General features: G+C 67.1%; 13 protein-coding genes. 8 read left to right on the forward strand and 5 right to left on the reverse strand.

The window, feature by feature from the left end; all coding sequences use genetic code 11:
• Positions 1-31 precede the first annotated feature (31 nt).
• On the reverse strand, positions 32-484 hold the full coding sequence (gspG, locus tag F3J10_RS03275) for a type II secretion system major pseudopilin GspG (protein WP_025097305.1): 453 nt from the start codon (positions 482-484) through the stop codon (positions 32-34).
• Between the two features lie 149 nt (positions 485-633).
• Here gspG and F3J10_RS03280 point away from each other — a divergent pair, with 149 nt between their 5' ends.
• The gene (locus F3J10_RS03280) at positions 634-1,044 is read left to right on the forward strand and encodes a general secretion pathway protein GspC (protein ID WP_013696131.1); all 411 of its coding nucleotides are present in this window, start codon (positions 634-636) and stop codon (positions 1,042-1,044) included.
• Positions 1,045-1,125: 81 nt separating this feature from the next.
• On the opposite strand, the gene gspF is transcribed toward F3J10_RS03280, so the two are convergent.
• The 3 genes from gspF to gspD are packed head-to-tail and all read right to left on the reverse strand — an operon-like array spanning position 1,126 to position 6,207.
• Positions 1,126-2,343: a type II secretion system inner membrane protein GspF gene (gene gspF, locus F3J10_RS03285; RefSeq protein WP_013696132.1), complete on the reverse strand. Its 1,218-nt coding sequence runs from the start codon at positions 2,341-2,343 to the stop codon at positions 1,126-1,128.
• A gap of 4 nt (positions 2,344-2,347) precedes the next feature.
• The gene (gene gspE, locus F3J10_RS03290) at positions 2,348-3,829 is read right to left on the reverse strand and encodes a type II secretion system ATPase GspE (protein ID WP_345791187.1); all 1,482 of its coding nucleotides are present in this window, start codon (positions 3,827-3,829) and stop codon (positions 2,348-2,350) included.
• Positions 3,826-6,207 carry a type II secretion system secretin GspD gene (gspD, locus tag F3J10_RS03295; RefSeq protein ID WP_240154659.1) on the reverse strand — a complete coding sequence of 794 codons (2,382 nt, stop codon included), beginning with the start codon at positions 6,205-6,207 and terminating at the stop codon, positions 3,826-3,828. Before gspD ends, gspE begins: the two co-directional genes overlap by 4 nt.
• A 369-nt stretch (positions 6,208-6,576) precedes the next feature.
• Between gspD and F3J10_RS03300 the strand changes: the two genes are divergently transcribed.
• Both F3J10_RS03300 and F3J10_RS03305 read left to right on the forward strand, forming a co-directional pair.
• The gene (locus tag F3J10_RS03300) at positions 6,577-7,032 is read left to right on the forward strand and encodes a lytic transglycosylase domain-containing protein (RefSeq protein WP_013696135.1); all 456 of its coding nucleotides are present in this window, start codon (positions 6,577-6,579) and stop codon (positions 7,030-7,032) included.
• Positions 7,033-7,342: 310 nt separating this feature from the next.
• On the forward strand, positions 7,343-8,635 hold the full coding sequence (locus F3J10_RS03305; RefSeq protein WP_167241029.1) for a GTP-binding protein: 1,293 nt from the start codon (positions 7,343-7,345) through the stop codon (positions 8,633-8,635).
• A 157-nt stretch (positions 8,636-8,792) separates the two neighbouring features.
• On the opposite strand, the gene F3J10_RS03310 is transcribed toward F3J10_RS03305, so the two are convergent.
• Positions 8,793-9,071, reverse strand: coding sequence for an HU family DNA-binding protein (locus tag F3J10_RS03310; protein ID WP_006401505.1), 279 nt, complete (start codon positions 9,069-9,071; stop codon positions 8,793-8,795).
• Between the two features lie 415 nt (positions 9,072-9,486).
• On the opposite strand from F3J10_RS03310, the gene mnmC reads away from it, so the two are divergent.
• From mnmC to F3J10_RS03335, 5 genes are all read left to right on the forward strand, one after another.
• Positions 9,487-11,463, forward strand: coding sequence for a bifunctional tRNA (5-methylaminomethyl-2-thiouridine)(34)-methyltransferase MnmD/FAD-dependent 5-carboxymethylaminomethyl-2-thiouridine(34) oxidoreductase MnmC (mnmC, locus tag F3J10_RS03315; protein ID WP_167229919.1), 1,977 nt, complete (start codon positions 9,487-9,489; stop codon positions 11,461-11,463).
• Positions 11,464-12,236: 773 nt separating this feature from the next.
• Positions 12,237-13,451, forward strand: coding sequence for a cation:proton antiporter (locus F3J10_RS03320; RefSeq protein ID WP_167241031.1), 1,215 nt, complete (start codon positions 12,237-12,239; stop codon positions 13,449-13,451).
• Between the two features lie 67 nt (positions 13,452-13,518).
• Complete coding sequence (locus F3J10_RS03325) at positions 13,519-14,634, forward strand: YbdK family carboxylate-amine ligase (protein WP_017917940.1); 1,116 nt, start codon at positions 13,519-13,521, stop codon at positions 14,632-14,634.
• Between the two features lie 511 nt (positions 14,635-15,145).
• The gene (locus F3J10_RS03330) at positions 15,146-15,787 is read left to right on the forward strand and encodes a MarR family transcriptional regulator (RefSeq protein ID WP_025097696.1); all 642 of its coding nucleotides are present in this window, start codon (positions 15,146-15,148) and stop codon (positions 15,785-15,787) included.
• 40 nt (positions 15,788-15,827) lie between these two features.
• Positions 15,828-16,538 (forward strand): glutamine amidotransferase, encoded by a 711-nt coding sequence (locus tag F3J10_RS03335; RefSeq protein WP_166912779.1) that lies wholly within the window; start codon positions 15,828-15,830, stop codon positions 16,536-16,538.
• Positions 16,539-16,702: the final 164 nt, after the last annotated feature.

The following is a 16,702-nucleotide window of genomic DNA, read 5'->3' on the forward strand; positions in this document are numbered from 1 at the left end:
GGGACGGGCGGTGCGATCCGATGCGCCGGGCTTACTGCCAGGAACCGATGTCGGCGTCGTTGTTCTCGCCGCCTTCCTTGGCGTCGGCGCCGTAGCTGAACACGTCGATCTCGCCGTGCACGCCCGGGTTCAGGTACTTGTACGGGTTGCCCCAGGGATCGTTCGGCAGGCGCTCGAGGTAGCCGCCGTCCTTCCAGTTGTTCGGCACCGGATCGGTGGTCGGCTTGGCGATCAGCGATTGCAGGCCCTGCTCCTGGGTCGGGTAGCGGCCGTTGTCGAGGCGGTAGAGCTTGAGCGCCTGCATCACGGTGCCGATGTCCTGCTTGGCGGCCACGCGGCGCGCTTCGTCCGGGCGGCTCATGATCTTCGGCACGATCAGCGCGGCCAGGATGCCGAGGATCGCGATCACGACCATGATTTCGATCAGCGTGAAGCCGCGTTGGCGACGGCCTGCCGGCGAGCGGCGATTGATCCACGTTTGCATGAGTGAAACCTCTCTTTCAAAAACAGTAGTCAACATTGAATGGCACCCGCGGGGCACGTCGCCCGCGCAGCGAAGCCGCATTGTAAGGCGGCCTGCGCTGCGGGCTTTCACTCAACGCAAATTTCATATTCATCCGTACAATAGCCCGCATGAACGCGCTCTCGATCCGGATCCTATCCCTCGCCCTCTTCGCGGCCTTGTGCGCGACGGCCACCTACTGGGCCATCACGCTCTCGGCGCATCAGGCCCCGCTACCCGCCGCCGCCGCGCGCGCTCCCTTGCGCACGGAGGACGCTGCCGCGCTGTTCGGCGGGCAGCTCACGCACAACCCCGTGGAGGACATCCACCTGTTCGGCATCCTCGCGCTGCGCCAGGGCGCCGCCGCGATCGTCGGCATCGGCGGCGATCCGGCCCGCACCATCACGCTGGGCGGCGACATCTCCCAGGGCACCAAGCTCGCCGAGGTCCGCGCCCGCTCGATCGTGATCGACCGCAACGGCGCGCATGCCGAGATCTTCCTGCCGGCCAACACGCCCGGCCCCGCCATCTACGTGCGCTGAGCCGTTCCTTCCCATAACGCCTGTCACTGACGTTCATTCCGGCAACGGGTCGCGATCGCGGCCCGTTTTGCTTTGCATCCCTTACTGCACCATGTTGTTCAGCTCGATGATCGGCAGCATCACGGCCAGCACGATCACCAGCACGATGCCGCCCATCGCCAGGATCAGGAGCGGCTCGAGCAGGCTGGTCATGAACATGGTGCGGCGCTCGAGTTCGCGCGCCTCACCCTCGGCGGCGCGGTCGAGCATGGTGGTGACGTCGCCGGTGGCCTCGCCCGAGCGGATCAGGTGCACCAGCACCGGCGGGAACGTCTTCACGTGGTTGAGCGCGCGCGACAGCGAGGTGCCCTCGCGCACGCGCACGATCGCGTCGTCGATATTGCCGCTCATGGCGCGGTTCGAGAGCGTCTCGCCGGCCGCCTGCAGCGCGCGCAGGATCGGCACGCCGGCCGCGGTCAGGATCGCCAGCGTGCTGGCGAAGCGCACCGTGTTGTAGCCGCGCACCAGCTTGCCGGCCAGCGGCGCGCCCAGCAGCCAGCGGTCGAAGGCCAGCCGCGGGCCGGCGCGCGAGAGCGTGGTCTTGACGATCCAGGCCAGCACCACCACGCCGATCAGCATCGCCCACCACCAGTGCCGCACGAAGTCCGACAGCGCCATCATCACGATGGTCAGGAAGGGCAACTGCTGCTTGGTGCTGGCGAACACGTTCACCACCTGCGGCACCACATAGCTGAGCAGGAAGGTGACGATGCCGAACGCGATCAGGGTGACGATGCCCGGATAGGTGAAGGCGAGCACGATCTTCTGCTTGAGCGCGTTGCGCTGCTCGATGTAGTCGGCCAGGCGCGACAGCACGATGCCGAGCTTGCCGGTGTGCTCGCCGGCCGATACCAGGGCGCGGTAGATCTCGGGGAAGTCGCGCGGATGCTCGGCCAGCGCGCTGGCCAGCGAATGGCCGCCCAGCACCTCGGCGCGGATCGCCGCCATCAGCTCGCGGATGTAGTCGCGCTCGGCCTGCTCGGTGAGCACCGCCAGCGATTCGCCGAGCGGCAGCCCGGCGGTCAAGAGGCTGGCGAGCTGGCGCGTGAGGATGGCCTGCTCGCGTTGCGAGAGCTTGCGGCCGATCGACAGGCGCTGCTTGCGCTGGCCGCGCGAGCGGCTCGCGGCCGGCTCGACCACCAGCGGCGTGAGACCCTGGCCGCGCAACTGGCCGCGCGCGGCGCGCGCGCTGTCGGCCTCGATCACGCCCTTCTGGGGGCGGCCGCCGGAATCGATCGCTTCGAAACGGAATGCCGGCATCGCGCTACGCGCCTCCCGTCACGCGCAGCACTTCCTCTAGCGAGGTGTTGCCCTGCGCGAGCCAGCGTTCGGCGTCGTCGCGCAGCGTGCGCATGCCGTTCGAGCGGCCCGAGGCGAGGATTTCCGAGTCGGGCGCGTTGCGGTGGACCAGCGAGCGGATCGCGTCGTCGATCACCAGCAGTTCATAGACGCCGCGCCGGCCCGTGTAGCCCGAATGGCCGCACTTCTCGCAGCCCACCGGGTGATAGATCACGCGGCCTTCCTCCTCGCGCGGTTCCTTGCAATGCGGGCAGAGCTGGCGCACCAGCCGCTGCGCCAGCACGCCGAGCAGCGAGGAAGCCAGCAGGTAGGGCTCGACGCCCATGTCGGTCAGGCGCGTGACGGCCGAGGCGGCGTCGTTGGTGTGCAGCGTGGCCAGCACCAGGTGACCCGTCAGCGAGGCCTGCACGGCGATCTGCGCGGTTTCGAGATCGCGGATTTCGCCGATCATGATCACGTCCGGATCCTGGCGCAGGATCGAGCGCAGCGCGCGCGCGAAGCTCATGCCGATGCGCTCGTTCACCTGCGTCTGGCCGATGCCGGACAGGTCGTATTCGATCGGATCCTCGACCGTCATGATGTTGGTGGTGGCCGTCTCCAGCCGCGACATCGCCGCGTACAGCGTGGTGGTCTTGCCCGAGCCGGTCGGGCCGGTGACCAGCACGATGCCGTGCGGGCGGCCGATCAGCTTGTCGAACTGCACCAGCGTGTCGCGGCCCATGCCGAGCGCCTCGAGGTTCAGGCGCGCCGCATCCTTTTCCAGCAGACGCAGCACCGCGCGCTCGCCGTGGCCGGTGGGCAGCGTCGAGACCCGCACGTCCACCGGGCGGCCGCCCACGCGCAGCGTGATGCGGCCATCCTGCGGCAGGCGTTTCTCGGCGATGTCGAGCTGCGCCATGATCTTGATCCGCGAGATCAGCGCGCCGTGCAGGGCCTTCTTGGGCCGCACCACGTCGCGCAGCGTGCCGTCGACGCGAAAGCGCACCACCGAGGCGTTCTCGAAGGGCTCGATGTGGATATCGGAAGCCTGCTCGCGCGCGGCCTGGGTGAGCAGGGCGTTGATCATGCGGATGATCGGCGCGTCGTCCTCCGATTCCAGCAGGTCCTCGACTTCCGGGATGTCCTGCATCAGCCGCGACAGGTCGACCTCGCCTTCCACCTCGCCGACCACCTGCGCCGCGCTGCCGTCCTGGCGCGCATAGGCGGTGTTGATGGCCTGCGCGAGCTCGTCGGCCGGCAGCCGGCGCGCGGTCAGCGCGCCGAAGTTGCGGGCCACCTCGGCCAGTGCGGCATCGGTGGTGCGATCGCTGATCCAGACCTCGATCGCCTCGCCGTCCTGCTGCGCGACCAGGATCTGGCCGGCCTTGGCGAAGCCGTAGGGCAGCAGGCGAGCGGCGATCGCCGATGGCCCCTCGCTGGTCGCTGCATCGCGCACGGCCTCGTTCACGGCTGCGCTCCCGGCTGGGTGGTCAGGCCCGGCGTCGGCACCGGCGCGGTGACGGCGGGGGCCGGCATCGGCGCGGGGTTCACCGTCGGCGCGGCTACCGCGGGAGCCGGCACGTTGGTCGGTGCGCTGCCGGGCGCGGCCGGATAACCGGGGGTGCGCGTCATGCGCGTCAGGTCGAACAGGTTCGCGGCCGGGGCCCCGCCCTGGCTCGGGCCGAGCGGCATCGGCGGCGCCACCGGATCGTCCTTGTCGCGGATCAGGTTGTTGTCGGACTTGTACGCGCCCTGCACACCCTGGATGTAGTCGTAGCGGTTCGCGGTGACGGCCTGGGTGGTGGCCTGGTCGCTGAGGATCACCGGGCGCAGGAACACCATCAGGTTGGTTTTCTGGCGTGTCTTGCCTTCCGAGCGGAACAGCTGGCCGATCCAGGGAATGTCGCCGAGCAGCGGCACCTTGTTGTTGCTGACCTGGTAGTTGTCCTGCATCAGGCCACCGAGCACGATGATCTCGCCGTTGTCGCACAGCACGGTCGACTGGATCGAGCGCTTGTTGAAGGTCGGCACACCGACCTGGCTCGAGCTGTTGCTGGTCGTCGCGCTCGCCACCACCGAGGAATCCTCGGTGTAGATCTGCATCTTCAGGATGCCGCCGTCGGTGATCTGCGGCTTGACGTGCAGGGTCAGGCCGACGTCCTGGCGATCGAAGGTATTGAAGGCGTTGCTGTTGCTGCCGCTGGTCAGGTTTGCGTAGGAACCGGTCGCGATCGGTACGTTCTGGCCGACCACGATCTTCGCTTCCTCGTTGTCGAGCGTGACCAGGTTAGGCGTGGACAGCACGTTCGCGTCGGTGGTGCCCGAGAAGGCCTGCAGCAGGGCGCCCAGGCCCGTGATGCCGAACATGTTCTTGAGCCAGCCGATGTTCAGGCCCGGCGTCAGCGCGCCGGCCGCCGCCGCCGCGGGGCTGATATTGGTCCCCGCGACCTGGGCCGCGGACGAGGTCAGGCCGGTGATGCTGTTGCCGAGGTTGGGCAGGCCGGTGTTGAGCGAACTGCCCGCGTACAGCGCGTTGTTCGCCACCTGCCACTGGATACCCAGGTTGGCCGAGGTGCTCGAGTTCAGCTCGACGATCAGCGCCTCGATATAGACCTGCGCGCGACGCTCGTCGAGCTGGTCGATCACGGCGCGCAGGTTGCGGTAGACCGGATCCGAGGCGGTGATGATCAGCGAGTTGGTGGCCGAATCGGCCTGGATCATGCCGCCGGGCTGGTTGTCGTCGCTGCTGTTCTTGTTGCTGGAGAAATCGTCGCTCTTGCCGCCGCTGCCGCTGCCGTAACCGCCGCTGCTCGAGCCCGAGCCCGACGAGGAGGACAGCGAGGACGAGCCGGAAGGCAGGGGCGCGGTGCCGGCGCTGCCGGTCGAGAAGTTGCTGCCACCGCCGGAGCCGCCGCCCTGGTTGAACGAGTTCGCGTCGTTCGAGGAAGCCGAGCCGCCGCTGTCGCCCTTGCCGAGCATGCCGCGCAGCGTCTTGGCCAGCTTCACCGCGTCGGCGTTGCGCAGCCGCACCACGTGCATGTTGCCGGGCACCGCGCTGGGCGCGTCGAGCTGCGCCAGCAGGCGCCGCGCCGAGGCCAGGCGCGAGCCGTTCGAGGCGCGCAGCAGGATCGAGTTGGTGCGCGGGTCGGCCGACACGTTCACCTTCAGCGTCGCGTCGGTATTGCCGATCGAACCCGGGTCGAGCAGCTTGCCGAGCTGGCTGGCGATGTCGATCGCGTTGGCGTTCTTGAGCGGCACCACCACCACCTGGGTGCCGGCCGCGTTGTCGACGCCGGCGATGATCTGCGCGATGCGACGCACGTTGTCGGCGTAGTCGGTGACCACCAGCGTGTTGTTGGCCGGGTAGGCGGTGACGGTGTTGTTCGGCGAGATCAGCGGACGCAGCACCGGCAGCAGGTTGTTGGCCGATTCGTTGTGCAGCTCGAACACCTGGGTGACGATCTGGTCGCCGTTGGCGCGCGGGGTGTTGCCGATGTAGGTCGGCACGCCCTGCAGCTTGGCGTCGGCCTCGGGCACCACCTTCAGGACGCCGTGGTCCTGCAGCAGCGAGAAACCCTGCATGCGCAGCGCCGATTGCAGGGTCTTGAGCGCCTGGTCCTCGGGCACCGACTTCTCGGATACCAGGTTGAGCTGGCCCTTCACGCGCGGATCGACAATGATGGTCTTGCCCGTCGCCGCACCGATGGCCTTCGCGACCTGGTCGATGTCGGCATTGACGAAATTGAGCGTCACCTGGGCCTGCGCGAGGCCGATCTGCGAGGCGACGATTCCGGCGACGACGAGCGCTTTTGCAGCGCGCCGCATAGCAAAACGAGTGGTTGTCATGAGGGTGGGTAATCGATGCCGGGTAAGGCCGTATCCGACGATAGAGCGTGATTGCACTTAGCAAAAAACGGACATTAGCAGCTTTTCGTGTCCGAAATATCACATCGGACCGAGAGCGTTCTCACTTTTTTCAACAAAGCCGCCAAGCCCGATCGCGGCGCCATTTCGTTCGCAAGATTTCGCAAGATTTCGGAATAAAAACCAAGGAAAACCGGGCGACCGAAGCGGGCAACCACGCGCATCGGACGGTGGCACAAGGCGGCGAGGCCCCGGTATGATACGGGCGGCGCGCAAGCGGCGCGCAATTTCCGTGTTGGGGGTTTTCCCACCCCGAACTCCCGTATTTGCTGCCATTCGGAAGGCTTCCTAATGCAAATTAGGTGTTTTCTTATCGTCGTGTCGCTTGCCGCCGCGGGTTTCAGTGCCCCCGCGCGGGCCGACTGCTATGACGAGGCGGCCAAGTACCAGAAGGTCAATCCGCTGATCCTGCGCGCCATCGCGTGGCAGGAATCCCACAACACACCCGATGCGATCAACCGCAATGCGAACGGTTCGACCGATTACGGGATCATGCAGATCAACTCGATCCATCTGTCGCGGCTGGCCCAGTACGGCATCACCAAGGACACCCTGATGCAGCCGTGCAAGAACGTCTATATCGCCGCCTGGCACCTGCGCCAGAAGATGAACAAGTACGGCAATACCTGGGCGGCGATCGGCGCTTACCACTCCGAAACACCGCCGCTGCGGGACAAGTACGCGCACCAGATCGCGGCGATCCTGTCCAAGTGGCGCCTGCTGCCGGCCGAGAACGAGCCGCGCTGAAACACGCCGAGGCGCGCTTGCGCCCGGCTCGCCGATCGGCGGTTTGCGCATCCCTGCCTGTTTAGCGGGCCCAGCCGCGGTTTTACCGAATCCCGTCTACTTCCTGCCGCCGCTTCCCGGCCAGGCTCCTGCCGCCTGCTATCCAGATATGGCGAGCCGACGTTTGGGGCCTCGCGGCCGGCGCCCCAGCCCGGCGCGGGCGGGCCCAGCCGGGTTTGATGCACAATGCGGCTTTCACGCCGCCGTGCGCGCGAGCCTCGTTTCGCCGCGCCGGCCGCCGCTTCCGCCACTTTCCAGGGTACGCACCGCCATGAACCAGCCCCTGCCCGTCACCGTGCTGTCCGGCTTTCTCGGCGCCGGCAAGACCACGCTGCTGAACCACGTCCTCGCCAATCGCGAGGGCCTGCGCGTGGCCGTGATCGTCAACGACCTGGCCGAGGTCAATATCGATGCCGCGCTGGTCGAGGATCGCGCCAGCCTCTCGCACGTCGAGGAGCGGCTGGTCGAGATGTCCAACGGCTGCATCTGTTGCACGCTGCGCGACGACCTGCTGGTCGAGATCCGCCGGCTCGCGGCCGAGCAGCGCTTCGACGCGATCCTGGTCGAATCGACCGGCGTGGCCGAGCCGATGCCGATCGCCGAAACCTTCGGCTTCGTCGACGACGAGGGCGAGACGCTCGGCGATATCGCGCGGCTCGACACCATGGTCACCGTGGTCGACGCCTTCAATTTCCTGCGCGACTACGGCTCCGACGAGGGCCTGGCCGACCGCGGCCTGGCCGAGGGCGACGACGATCGCCAATTGGTCGAGCTGCTGATCGAGCAGATCGAGTTCTGCGACGTGCTGGTGATCAACAAGGCCGACCTCGTCGCGGCGGACGAACTCGCGCGCCTGCAGACGATCCTGGCCAGCCTCAACCCGCGCGCGCGGCAACTGGTGAGCCGCTTCGGCGCGGTGCCGCTGCGCGAGGTGATCGACACCGGCCTGTTCGATTTCGAGGCCGCCGCCAATGCGCCGGGCTGGCTCGCCTCGCTCGAGCATCGGCACGATCACGAACACGGGGAAGATTGCGGCGAGGATTGCGGGCACACGCACGCGGCCGGCGAGTTCGGCATCGGCAACTTCGTCTATCGCGCGCGCCGACCGTTTCATCCGCAACGTTTCTGGACCCTGCTGCACGACGAATGGCAGGGCGTGCTGCGCAGCAAGGGCTTCTTCTGGCTGGCCACGCGCAACGATATCGGCGGCTCGCTCTCGCAGGCGGGCGGCGTCTGCCGGCACGGGCCGGCCGGGCTCTGGTGGGCCGCGCAGGACCGCGCCGAATGGCCCGACGACGATCCGGCGCTGCTCGAGGAGATCGCCGCCGACTGGCATGGCGCGCCCGACGACGACAGCATCGGCGACCGCCGCCAGGAACTGGTGCTGATCGGCATCGGCCTGGACGCCGCGCAATGGCGCGCGAAATTCGATGCCTGCCTGCTCGACGATGCCGAATACGCGGCCGGCGTCGAAGCCTGGCGCGCGCTGCCCGATCCGTTTCCGTCCTGGGACCTCGACGAACACGACGATCACGACGACGAGGAAATCGTCCATCGCCACTGAAACGGGCGCTTTCGAGGCCCGCCTCGGTCGATGGTCAAGCTTGGTCAAATCGGGGAAAAGCGTCGCGCAAACACGTCATTCCAGCGCCCGCGACGCTTCCTGGGGACGAAAAAAAAACCCGCCGCGAGGCGGGTTTTTCCGTTCACAAACGCTGGACTCAGCGCTTGTTCACTGCATCCTTGAATGCCTTGCCAGCCGTGAACTTGACGGTCTTGGCTGCCGGAATCTTGATGGTTTCGCCCGTCTTCGGGTTGCGGCCGGTACGTGCTGCACGCTTACCCGAGCCGAAGCTGCCGAAGCCGATCAACTGAACCGCGTCGCCTTTCGACACGGCCTTCTTGATCACCTCGAGGAGCGTGTCCAGCGTTTCGCCGGTTTGAGCCTTGCTGGCGCCCGTCTGTGCGGCGACGGCGTCGATCAGTTCCTGTTTGTTCATTAAGGTTCCTTTCTCAGGTTAAGTTGACACGAACAGCGCGGACGCGCCGATTATACGTGCGCAGGCCGTAGCATCGCAGTTCGCGGCGACGACCAGGCGCATCCGGACCGCGCCGCGCCTGGTACCCGCGGGTGAGCCCTGAGGCGCTTCCGCAGTACGGCGCTTGCTATGATAGCGCAGCGCAAACCCAATAACGACAAGGGTTTCAAAGATTTTCATCCGGATTTTGCCGGATCTTCAGGCCGTTGCCCGCATTTTTGCCGCGTGGCGACCAGCGTTGTCAAGCGCCGCAAGCGAGCCTTCGGAGCCGACGTTGGTTTTTGCCAACGCCAGGCTGGGCGCGGCTTTGGCGGCTCCGGCCAGGTGTTGCAGCGCATTTGCCCGGGCCCTTCGCCGGCCCTTTCGATTGTTTCGCATGACCGACCGACTCGCTCCCGCCACGCTCGTCTTCCGCGAAGACGGCACGCTCGTTTCCCCCGCCTACGGCGATATCTACCATAGCGCGGCCGGCGCGCTCGCCCAGGCCGAGCACGTGTTCCTGCGCGGCAACCGCCTGCCCGAACGCTGGCGCGGGCGTCGCCACTTCACCATCGTCGAGACCGGCTTCGGCACCGGCTGCAACTTCCTCGCGACCTGGGCCGCCTGGCGCGCGGATCCTTCGCGCAGCGAGCGGCTGCATTTCGTCTCGGTCGAGAAACATCCGTTCGCGCGCGAGGACCTGCGCAAGGCCGCTCGCCATATCGTTGCGGGCACAACCATCGGGGCGAGCCTCGTCGACGAACTCGCCGATGCCTGGCCGATGCTCACGCCGGGGCTGCATCGCGTCGAACTCGATGCGGGGCGCGTGGTACTGACGCTCGCCTTCGGCGATGCGCGCGAGATGCTGCCCTCGCTGGTGCTGCGTGCCGATGCGTTTTACCTCGATGGTTTCGCGCCCTCGCGCAACGCCGAACTCTGGTCCGTCGAGGTATTCCGCGCGCTCGCGAAACTGGCCGACGAACACGCCAGCTTCGCCACCTACACGAGCGCCGGCGATGTGAAACGAGCCCTGGAAAACGCGGGCTTTTCGTATCGCAAGGTGGCGGGATTCGCGGGCAAGCGCGCGATGCTGGTCGGCGAATTCGCGCCGCGCTGGAAGCTGCGTCGACACGAACCGCCGCGCGCCTTCGACGCCGATACGCGCGACGCGATCGTGATCGGCGCGGGCCTGGCAGGTTGCGCGCTGGTCGAGCGTCTCGCCGCGCGCGGCTGGCGAGTCACGCTGATCGATCGACATGCCGAACTCGCAGGCGAAGCCTCGGGCAATCGCGCCGGCGTGTTCCATCCGCTGGTCGCGATCGACGACAACTTCGGCGCGCGGCTCTCGCGTGCCGGTTATCAATACGCGCTGTCGCGATGGCGCGCGTTCGAAGCGGCCGGACATGCGTTCTCGCGTAGTCGCGAAGGCCTGCTGCAACTCGCCTGCGACGAGCCGGAATTCGCGCGCATGCAGGCCGCCGCCGATGCGCTGGGCATGCCCGATGAACTGGCCTCGCTGCGCTCGCGCGAGCAGGCCGGCGAGCAACTGGGTAGCGAAACCGCGCAAGGTGGATGGTTCTTCCCGCAAGGCGGCTCGCTCGATCCGGCGAAACTGGCCGCGGCCGCCTGCGCGACGGCGGGCGAACGGCTCACGCGGCTGGCGAACGTGGAAGTCGCGCGCCTGGTGCCGCGCGAGGGCGGCGGCTGGCTCGCGCTCGACGCGAACGGCGCGACACTGGCCTCGGCCGCGGTGGCGATCGTCGCGAACGCGGCCGACGCGCCGCGCCTGGCCGGCTTGCGACATGCGCCGGTACAACAGGTGCGCGGCCAACTGAGCATGCTGCCGACAGGCAGCGCACCCAAGGTCGCGCTGCCCGTGATCGGCGACGGCTACCTGATCCCGTTCGCCGACGGCAGCGCGCTGACCGGCGCGACCTACGAGCCCGACGACCTCGATCCGATCCCGCGCGAAGCCGGCCATCGAGAGAACCTCGTCCGGCTCGCCGCGCTGCTGCCCCGCGCCCAGGTTGATTCCAGCATGCTCGCCGATCCTGCCTCGCTGGCCGGCCGAGTCGCGTTCCGCTGCGTGGCCAGCGATCGCCTGCCGCTGGCGGGCGCGCTGGGCGACGAAGCCGCCGCGACCGCCCATGCTCGTGCCTTGTCGGGCGCCCAGCCACGCGACCTGCCGCGCGCGGCCGGTCTCTACGGCGCCTTCGGCTTTGGTTCGCGCGGCTTCGTCTGGGCCTGGCTGGCCGCCGAGCTGATCGCCTCGCAACTGGAGGGCGAACCCTGGCCGATCGAGCGCGAGCTGGCCGAGGCGATCGATCCCGCGCGCTTCCTGCTGCGCGCGCTACGCCAGGGCCGCGCCGGCTGAGCCAACCGGGCGGCGTTCGTCCGCCCGTCATTTCCATTGCATCCAATGCTTTTCCGAGCGGCGCCGGCCGAGGCAGGCCCGCGCCCGCTCGCCGCGAGCCACAGTATTTTTTGCACGGCAACACAGCGGCGAGGGCAGGTTATCCACCCGAATCTGTGGATAAGCGCGCGAATTGCCTGCGAGTTGTCTGTGCAAGCACAGTGGACGTAAACGGGGTAACTTGGCTTCGCCGCACAGCACAGCAAAAGTTGCTCTGTGAATCCCTGTGCGCACGCACAGCCTGTGCGAGTGCTTATGATTTTCCCAAGCCCATGAATCTGTGAGGTTTACCGGAGTTATCCACAGAAAAGGCATGCCTTTGTTAACTTCTACTACGTATACATACAGGTAAACCTTTGGATATAACCCCGAGCCATCAGCCGGGCGGCCAGGCACCGGACAAATCCGATCCGGATCGAAATAGATGTGGCACAATCGGACACCTTCGCGCCGCACCGGCATGCCACCGGCGCGGCACCCACGGAACAGTTATTGCGAATCGGAATCTGAGGATGAGAGATCGCGCTGTTTCCTTCACACCCCAGGCCGACGATCAGATCGGCCATCGCCCGAGCGGCAAGTCCACCCGCCGCGAATCGGGCAGCCCCGTGTCCTGACGCCCAGACCAGCGAACACACCGATCACGGGGCGATCAGCCGCCAGCGCGCCCACTCGTTCGACATGCTCGACCCCGCGTCGCTGCCGGTTGCCTTCGAATAGGAGAAGTCACCACGATGAAGTCGGCGTTCTCGTTTCTACCGAATTGGCCGCTTGTTCCCGACGCCGTGTTCTGGGCCGGGATTGCGCTGTTTGCCGCCGGCCTGTGCGGCGAGCTCTGCTACCGGGCCTGGCGCCTGCCGCGCGTGAGCGGTTACGCGGTGATCGGCCTGATTGCCGGCTCGGCCGGCTTCGGCGCGATCGACGCGAGCAACAGCGATACCGCGCGGCTGTTGATCAACGTCGCGCTCGGCCTGCTGCTGTTCGAGCTCGGCAACCGGCTCGACCTGCGCTGGATCCGCCGCAACCCCTGGCTGATCGCCACCAGCGTGGCCGAGGCGACGCTGACCTTCGCCCTGGTGCTGACCGTGCTGCTGGTGCTCGGCGTGCCGGCGATGGTGTCGATCGTGCTGGCCGCCATCGCGGTGGCCACCTCGCCCGCGATGGCGATCCAGCTCAAGACCGAACTGCGCGCGGAAGGGCAGGTCTCGCAGCGGCTGCTCACGCTGACGGCGCTCAACAGCGTCTATTCGGTGGTGCTCACCAAGCTCTTGACCAGCTGGCTGCACCAGGAGGAATACGGCAACGTGTTCGCCACCATCCTCCAGCCGATCTACCTGATCGCCGGTTCGCTGATCCTGGCCTACCTGCTGGCGCGCGCCTGCCGCTACCTGTTCCGCCACATCGCGCCGGCGATGCGCGACGAGCATTCCTTCGTCGCCCTGTTCGGCCTGGTGGTGCTGGCCATCGCGATCGCCCAGGCGCTCAAGCTCTCGACCGTGCTGACCCTGCTGCTGGCCGGCATCATCGTGAAGAACCTCGAGGTGCGCCCGCAGCTCTGGCCCGAGCATTTCGGCACCGCCGGCTGGCTGCTGACCGTGATCCTGTTCGTGCTGACGCTGACCTCGTTCACCTGGCACGACCTCGCCGCCGGCGGGCTGGTGGCGGTGGTGCTGATCCTCACGCGGCTGGTCGCCAAGCTGGTGGGGGTGGTCGCCTTCGCGAAGAAGAGCGGCATCAACGTCAAGCAGGGCGTCGCGCTCGGCTTGTCGCTGGCGCCGATGTCGGCGCTTGCCTACCTGCTGGTCGACGACACCTACCAGGCCTACCCGAATTTCGACCCGCACCTGCGCGCGGTCGTGATGTGCTCGATCGTCCTGCTGCAGCTGGTCGGTCCGCTGTTCGTCTACCGCAGCCTGTCGGCCGTCGGCGAACGACGCGACGAAAGCTGACCGGCGCGGCCGCCGCCCTGCGTCGAGACGGCGGCGGCCGTGCCCAACCCGTTATCCGGAATTCGCCATGGCACTCGAAACCTTCAACAATTCCGAGCCGTTCACCTTCGGCGTCGAACTCGAAATCCAGATCGTCAACACCCACAACTACGATCTGACCAAAGCGGCTTCCGACCTGATGCGCCTGGTCGAGAACGAGCCGCACCCGGGCAACATCACGCCCGAAATCACCGAGAGCATGATCGAGCTGTCGACCGGCATCTGCCATTCGCACGAGCAGGCCCTGAGCGAGCTGCATGCGATCCGCGACGTGCTGGTCAAGGCGGCCGACCATCTCAACGTCGGGCTGTGCGGCGGCGGCACCCACACCTTCCAGCAATGGAGCGAGCGGCAGATCTACGACGCGCCGCGCTTCCAGTACCTGTCCGAGCTGTACGGCTACCTGGCCAAGCAGTTCACGGTGTTCGGCCAGCACGTGCATATCGGCTGCCCCGACGCGGACAGCGCGCTGTTCCTGCTGCATTCGATGTCGCGCTACATCCCGCACTTCATCGCGCTGTCGGCGTCCTCGCCCTATGTCCAGAATGTGGACACCGGCTTTCATTCGGCCCGCCTCAATTCGGTGTTCGCCTTCCCGATGTCGGGCCGCGCGCCCTATACGCTGACCTGGGACGGCTTCGAGGAGTACTTCTCGAAGATGGTCAACACGGGCGTGGTCAACAGCATGAAGGACTTCTACTGGGACATCCGTCCCAAGCCCGGCTTCGGCACGATCGAGGTGCGCGTGATGGATACGCCGCTGTCGGTCGACCGCGCGGCGGCGATCGCCTGCTACATCCAGACGCTGGCGCGCTACCTGCTGCTCGACAAGCCGCTCACGCTGTCCGAGGACGATTACCTGGTCTATACCTTCAATCGCTTCGAGGCCTGCCGCTTCGGCCTGGACGGCACCTGCGTGAACCCGCAGACGGGCGAGCGGCGCACCATCGCCGAGGACATCCTCGACACGCTCGACAAGCTCGCCCCGCACGCGGCCGCGCTCGGCTCGCGCGCCGCGCTCGACGAGGTGGGCGCGCTGGCCAAGGCGCGCGTGAACGACGCTTCCTGGCTGCGCACCGTTTTCAAGCAGGAAAAATCGCTCAACGAGACGGTGCGACAACAGTGCTTGCGCTGGCGCGAATGAAAAAGACTATTTCCGCGATCGGCTGTACTGGCGCAAAGCGATACCGACTGTCCGTCCTGCCCGAACAAAGGTAGTAGTCGCAAACAATTCGCCTGGCGCGCTTGTGGATAACCGGGACTTTCCCAGCAAAGTCAAGGCTCTGCGAGCGCCGCCGGGCGCCCCGCGCAAGGCCCGCGGCGGCGCGTTGTTTGTCGAATGAAAGCGTCGCGGCGATTTCATATGAGATTGATTCACGAAATCACAGCGCGCTGATTCACTTATCCTCGCTTTATCCACAGACTTATTTGGATAACTTAGCTGTGCGATTTTCCGCTCTCGCTTAGAATGTCGGCTTTGCGATCGACGGCACCGGATAGTGCCGCGTTCGCGCGCCGGTTCGTGGCGAATCCAGCCACGGTGAACGGGCATCGGTTGCGCCGTTCCGGGCACTGCAGCTCGATCGCAGGACCGGACACGGATCTCCCCACAAAGGCCGTCGGATGGAACCGAGGCCGGCAACAGCGAAAAGACTATGAGCGAAGGCGTTTACGGGAACGAGGCAGCGGGTCGTGTGACCCACAGCCTGTTGCGATTGAGTACGGCCATGCGGAGCGAGGCATGGGATTGGGCGGAAGGCGCTGGCCTCACGCCGACGCAGGGCGAAATCCTGGTGCTGCTGCTGCAGCGCAAGGGCCCGATGCGGCTCGGTGAGATCGCCCGTGAAACCCAGCTGACCGCGGCGACCACCAGCGACGCGGTCAGCACGCTCGAAGGCAAGGGTCTCGTCGAAAAGCGCCGCGCGCTCGACGACGGTCGCGCGCTGGCGGTGCGCCTGAGCGCGCGCGGCCGCACCGCGGCCAAGAAGGCGCTGCAATGGCCGGAGTTCCTGTCGAAGGCGGTCGGCGTGCTGGCCAACGACGAGCAGGGCGCCCTGTACCGCTCGCTGCTGAAGGTGCTGCGCGAACTGCAGGTGGCGGGCCAGGCGCCCCAGCACCGCATGTGCGTCACCTGCAAGCACTTCCAGCCCGGCAAGGCCGCCAAGAAGCCGTCGTATCGCTGCTCGCTGCTCGACCTGACGATGGCCGACAGCGATCTGCGCCTCGACTGCTCGGTGCACGAGGAAGCCGATGCGCTGACGCAGAAGAAGACCTGGAAGGTGTTCGCGCAGTTGTGATGACGCGCCGCGCGTGGCGTGCCAGACGGAGTTCGGTTGAATGAATGCAGAAGTCGTAGCAATCCGCCACGTGCACTTCGAGGACCTCGGCAGCTTCGAGCGCGTGCTCGGCCAGCGGGGCAGGCGGGTGCGGTATGTCGATGTCGGCACCTCGCGCGTCGAGGTGCTCGATGCCTGCGGCCCATCCCTGCTGGTGGTGCTGGGCGGCCCGATCAGCGCCTATGACGATGATCTCTATCCGACCACGGCGCCGCTGGTCGAGCTGATCCGCAAGCGCATCGAAGCGGGCCTGCCGACGCTCGGGATCTGCCTGGGCGCCCAGCTGATCGCTCGCGCGCTCGGTGCGCGCGTCTATCCGGGCAAGGTCAAGGAAATCGGCTGGACGCCGCTGACGCTGACCGACGCGGGCCTCGCGTCGCCGCTGCGGCACCTGGCCGGGAGCGAGACCTCGATGCTGCACTGGCATGGCGATACCTTCGACCTGCCGCCCGGCGCGATCCATCTCGCCTCCACGCCCGATTGCGCGCACCAGGCGTTCTCGTGGGGCCAGCACGTGCTGGGCCTGCAATGCCACCCGGAAGTCGCCACCGAGAGCTTCGAGGCCTGGCTGATCGGCCATGCCAACGAGATCGGCTCGGCGCCCGGCGTGGATGCCCGGCAATTGCGCGCGGCCACCGCCCAGCACGGGCCGGCACTGGAACCGGCCGCGGCGCGCATGTTCGGCGAATGGCTCGCCTCGGTGGGGCTCTGAGCGGCACGGGCAACCGGAACCGGCAACCGATCTCGAAACGGCACGCATGGCGTGCCGTTTTGCTTGGCGGTCCCGATACTGGTATCCGCATCTTCATCCGGCGCCTTCGTGCACCCTGGCGGTGCCGCCGGACGCGGCCCGGGCCCGGGCCCGCGCCAGCAGCC

Origin of the sequence: Burkholderia sp. Cy-637, from assembly GCF_011753175.1 — a bacterium.
In the GTDB taxonomy this organism is placed as follows: Bacteria; Pseudomonadota; Gammaproteobacteria; order Burkholderiales; family Burkholderiaceae; genus Burkholderia; species Burkholderia gladioli.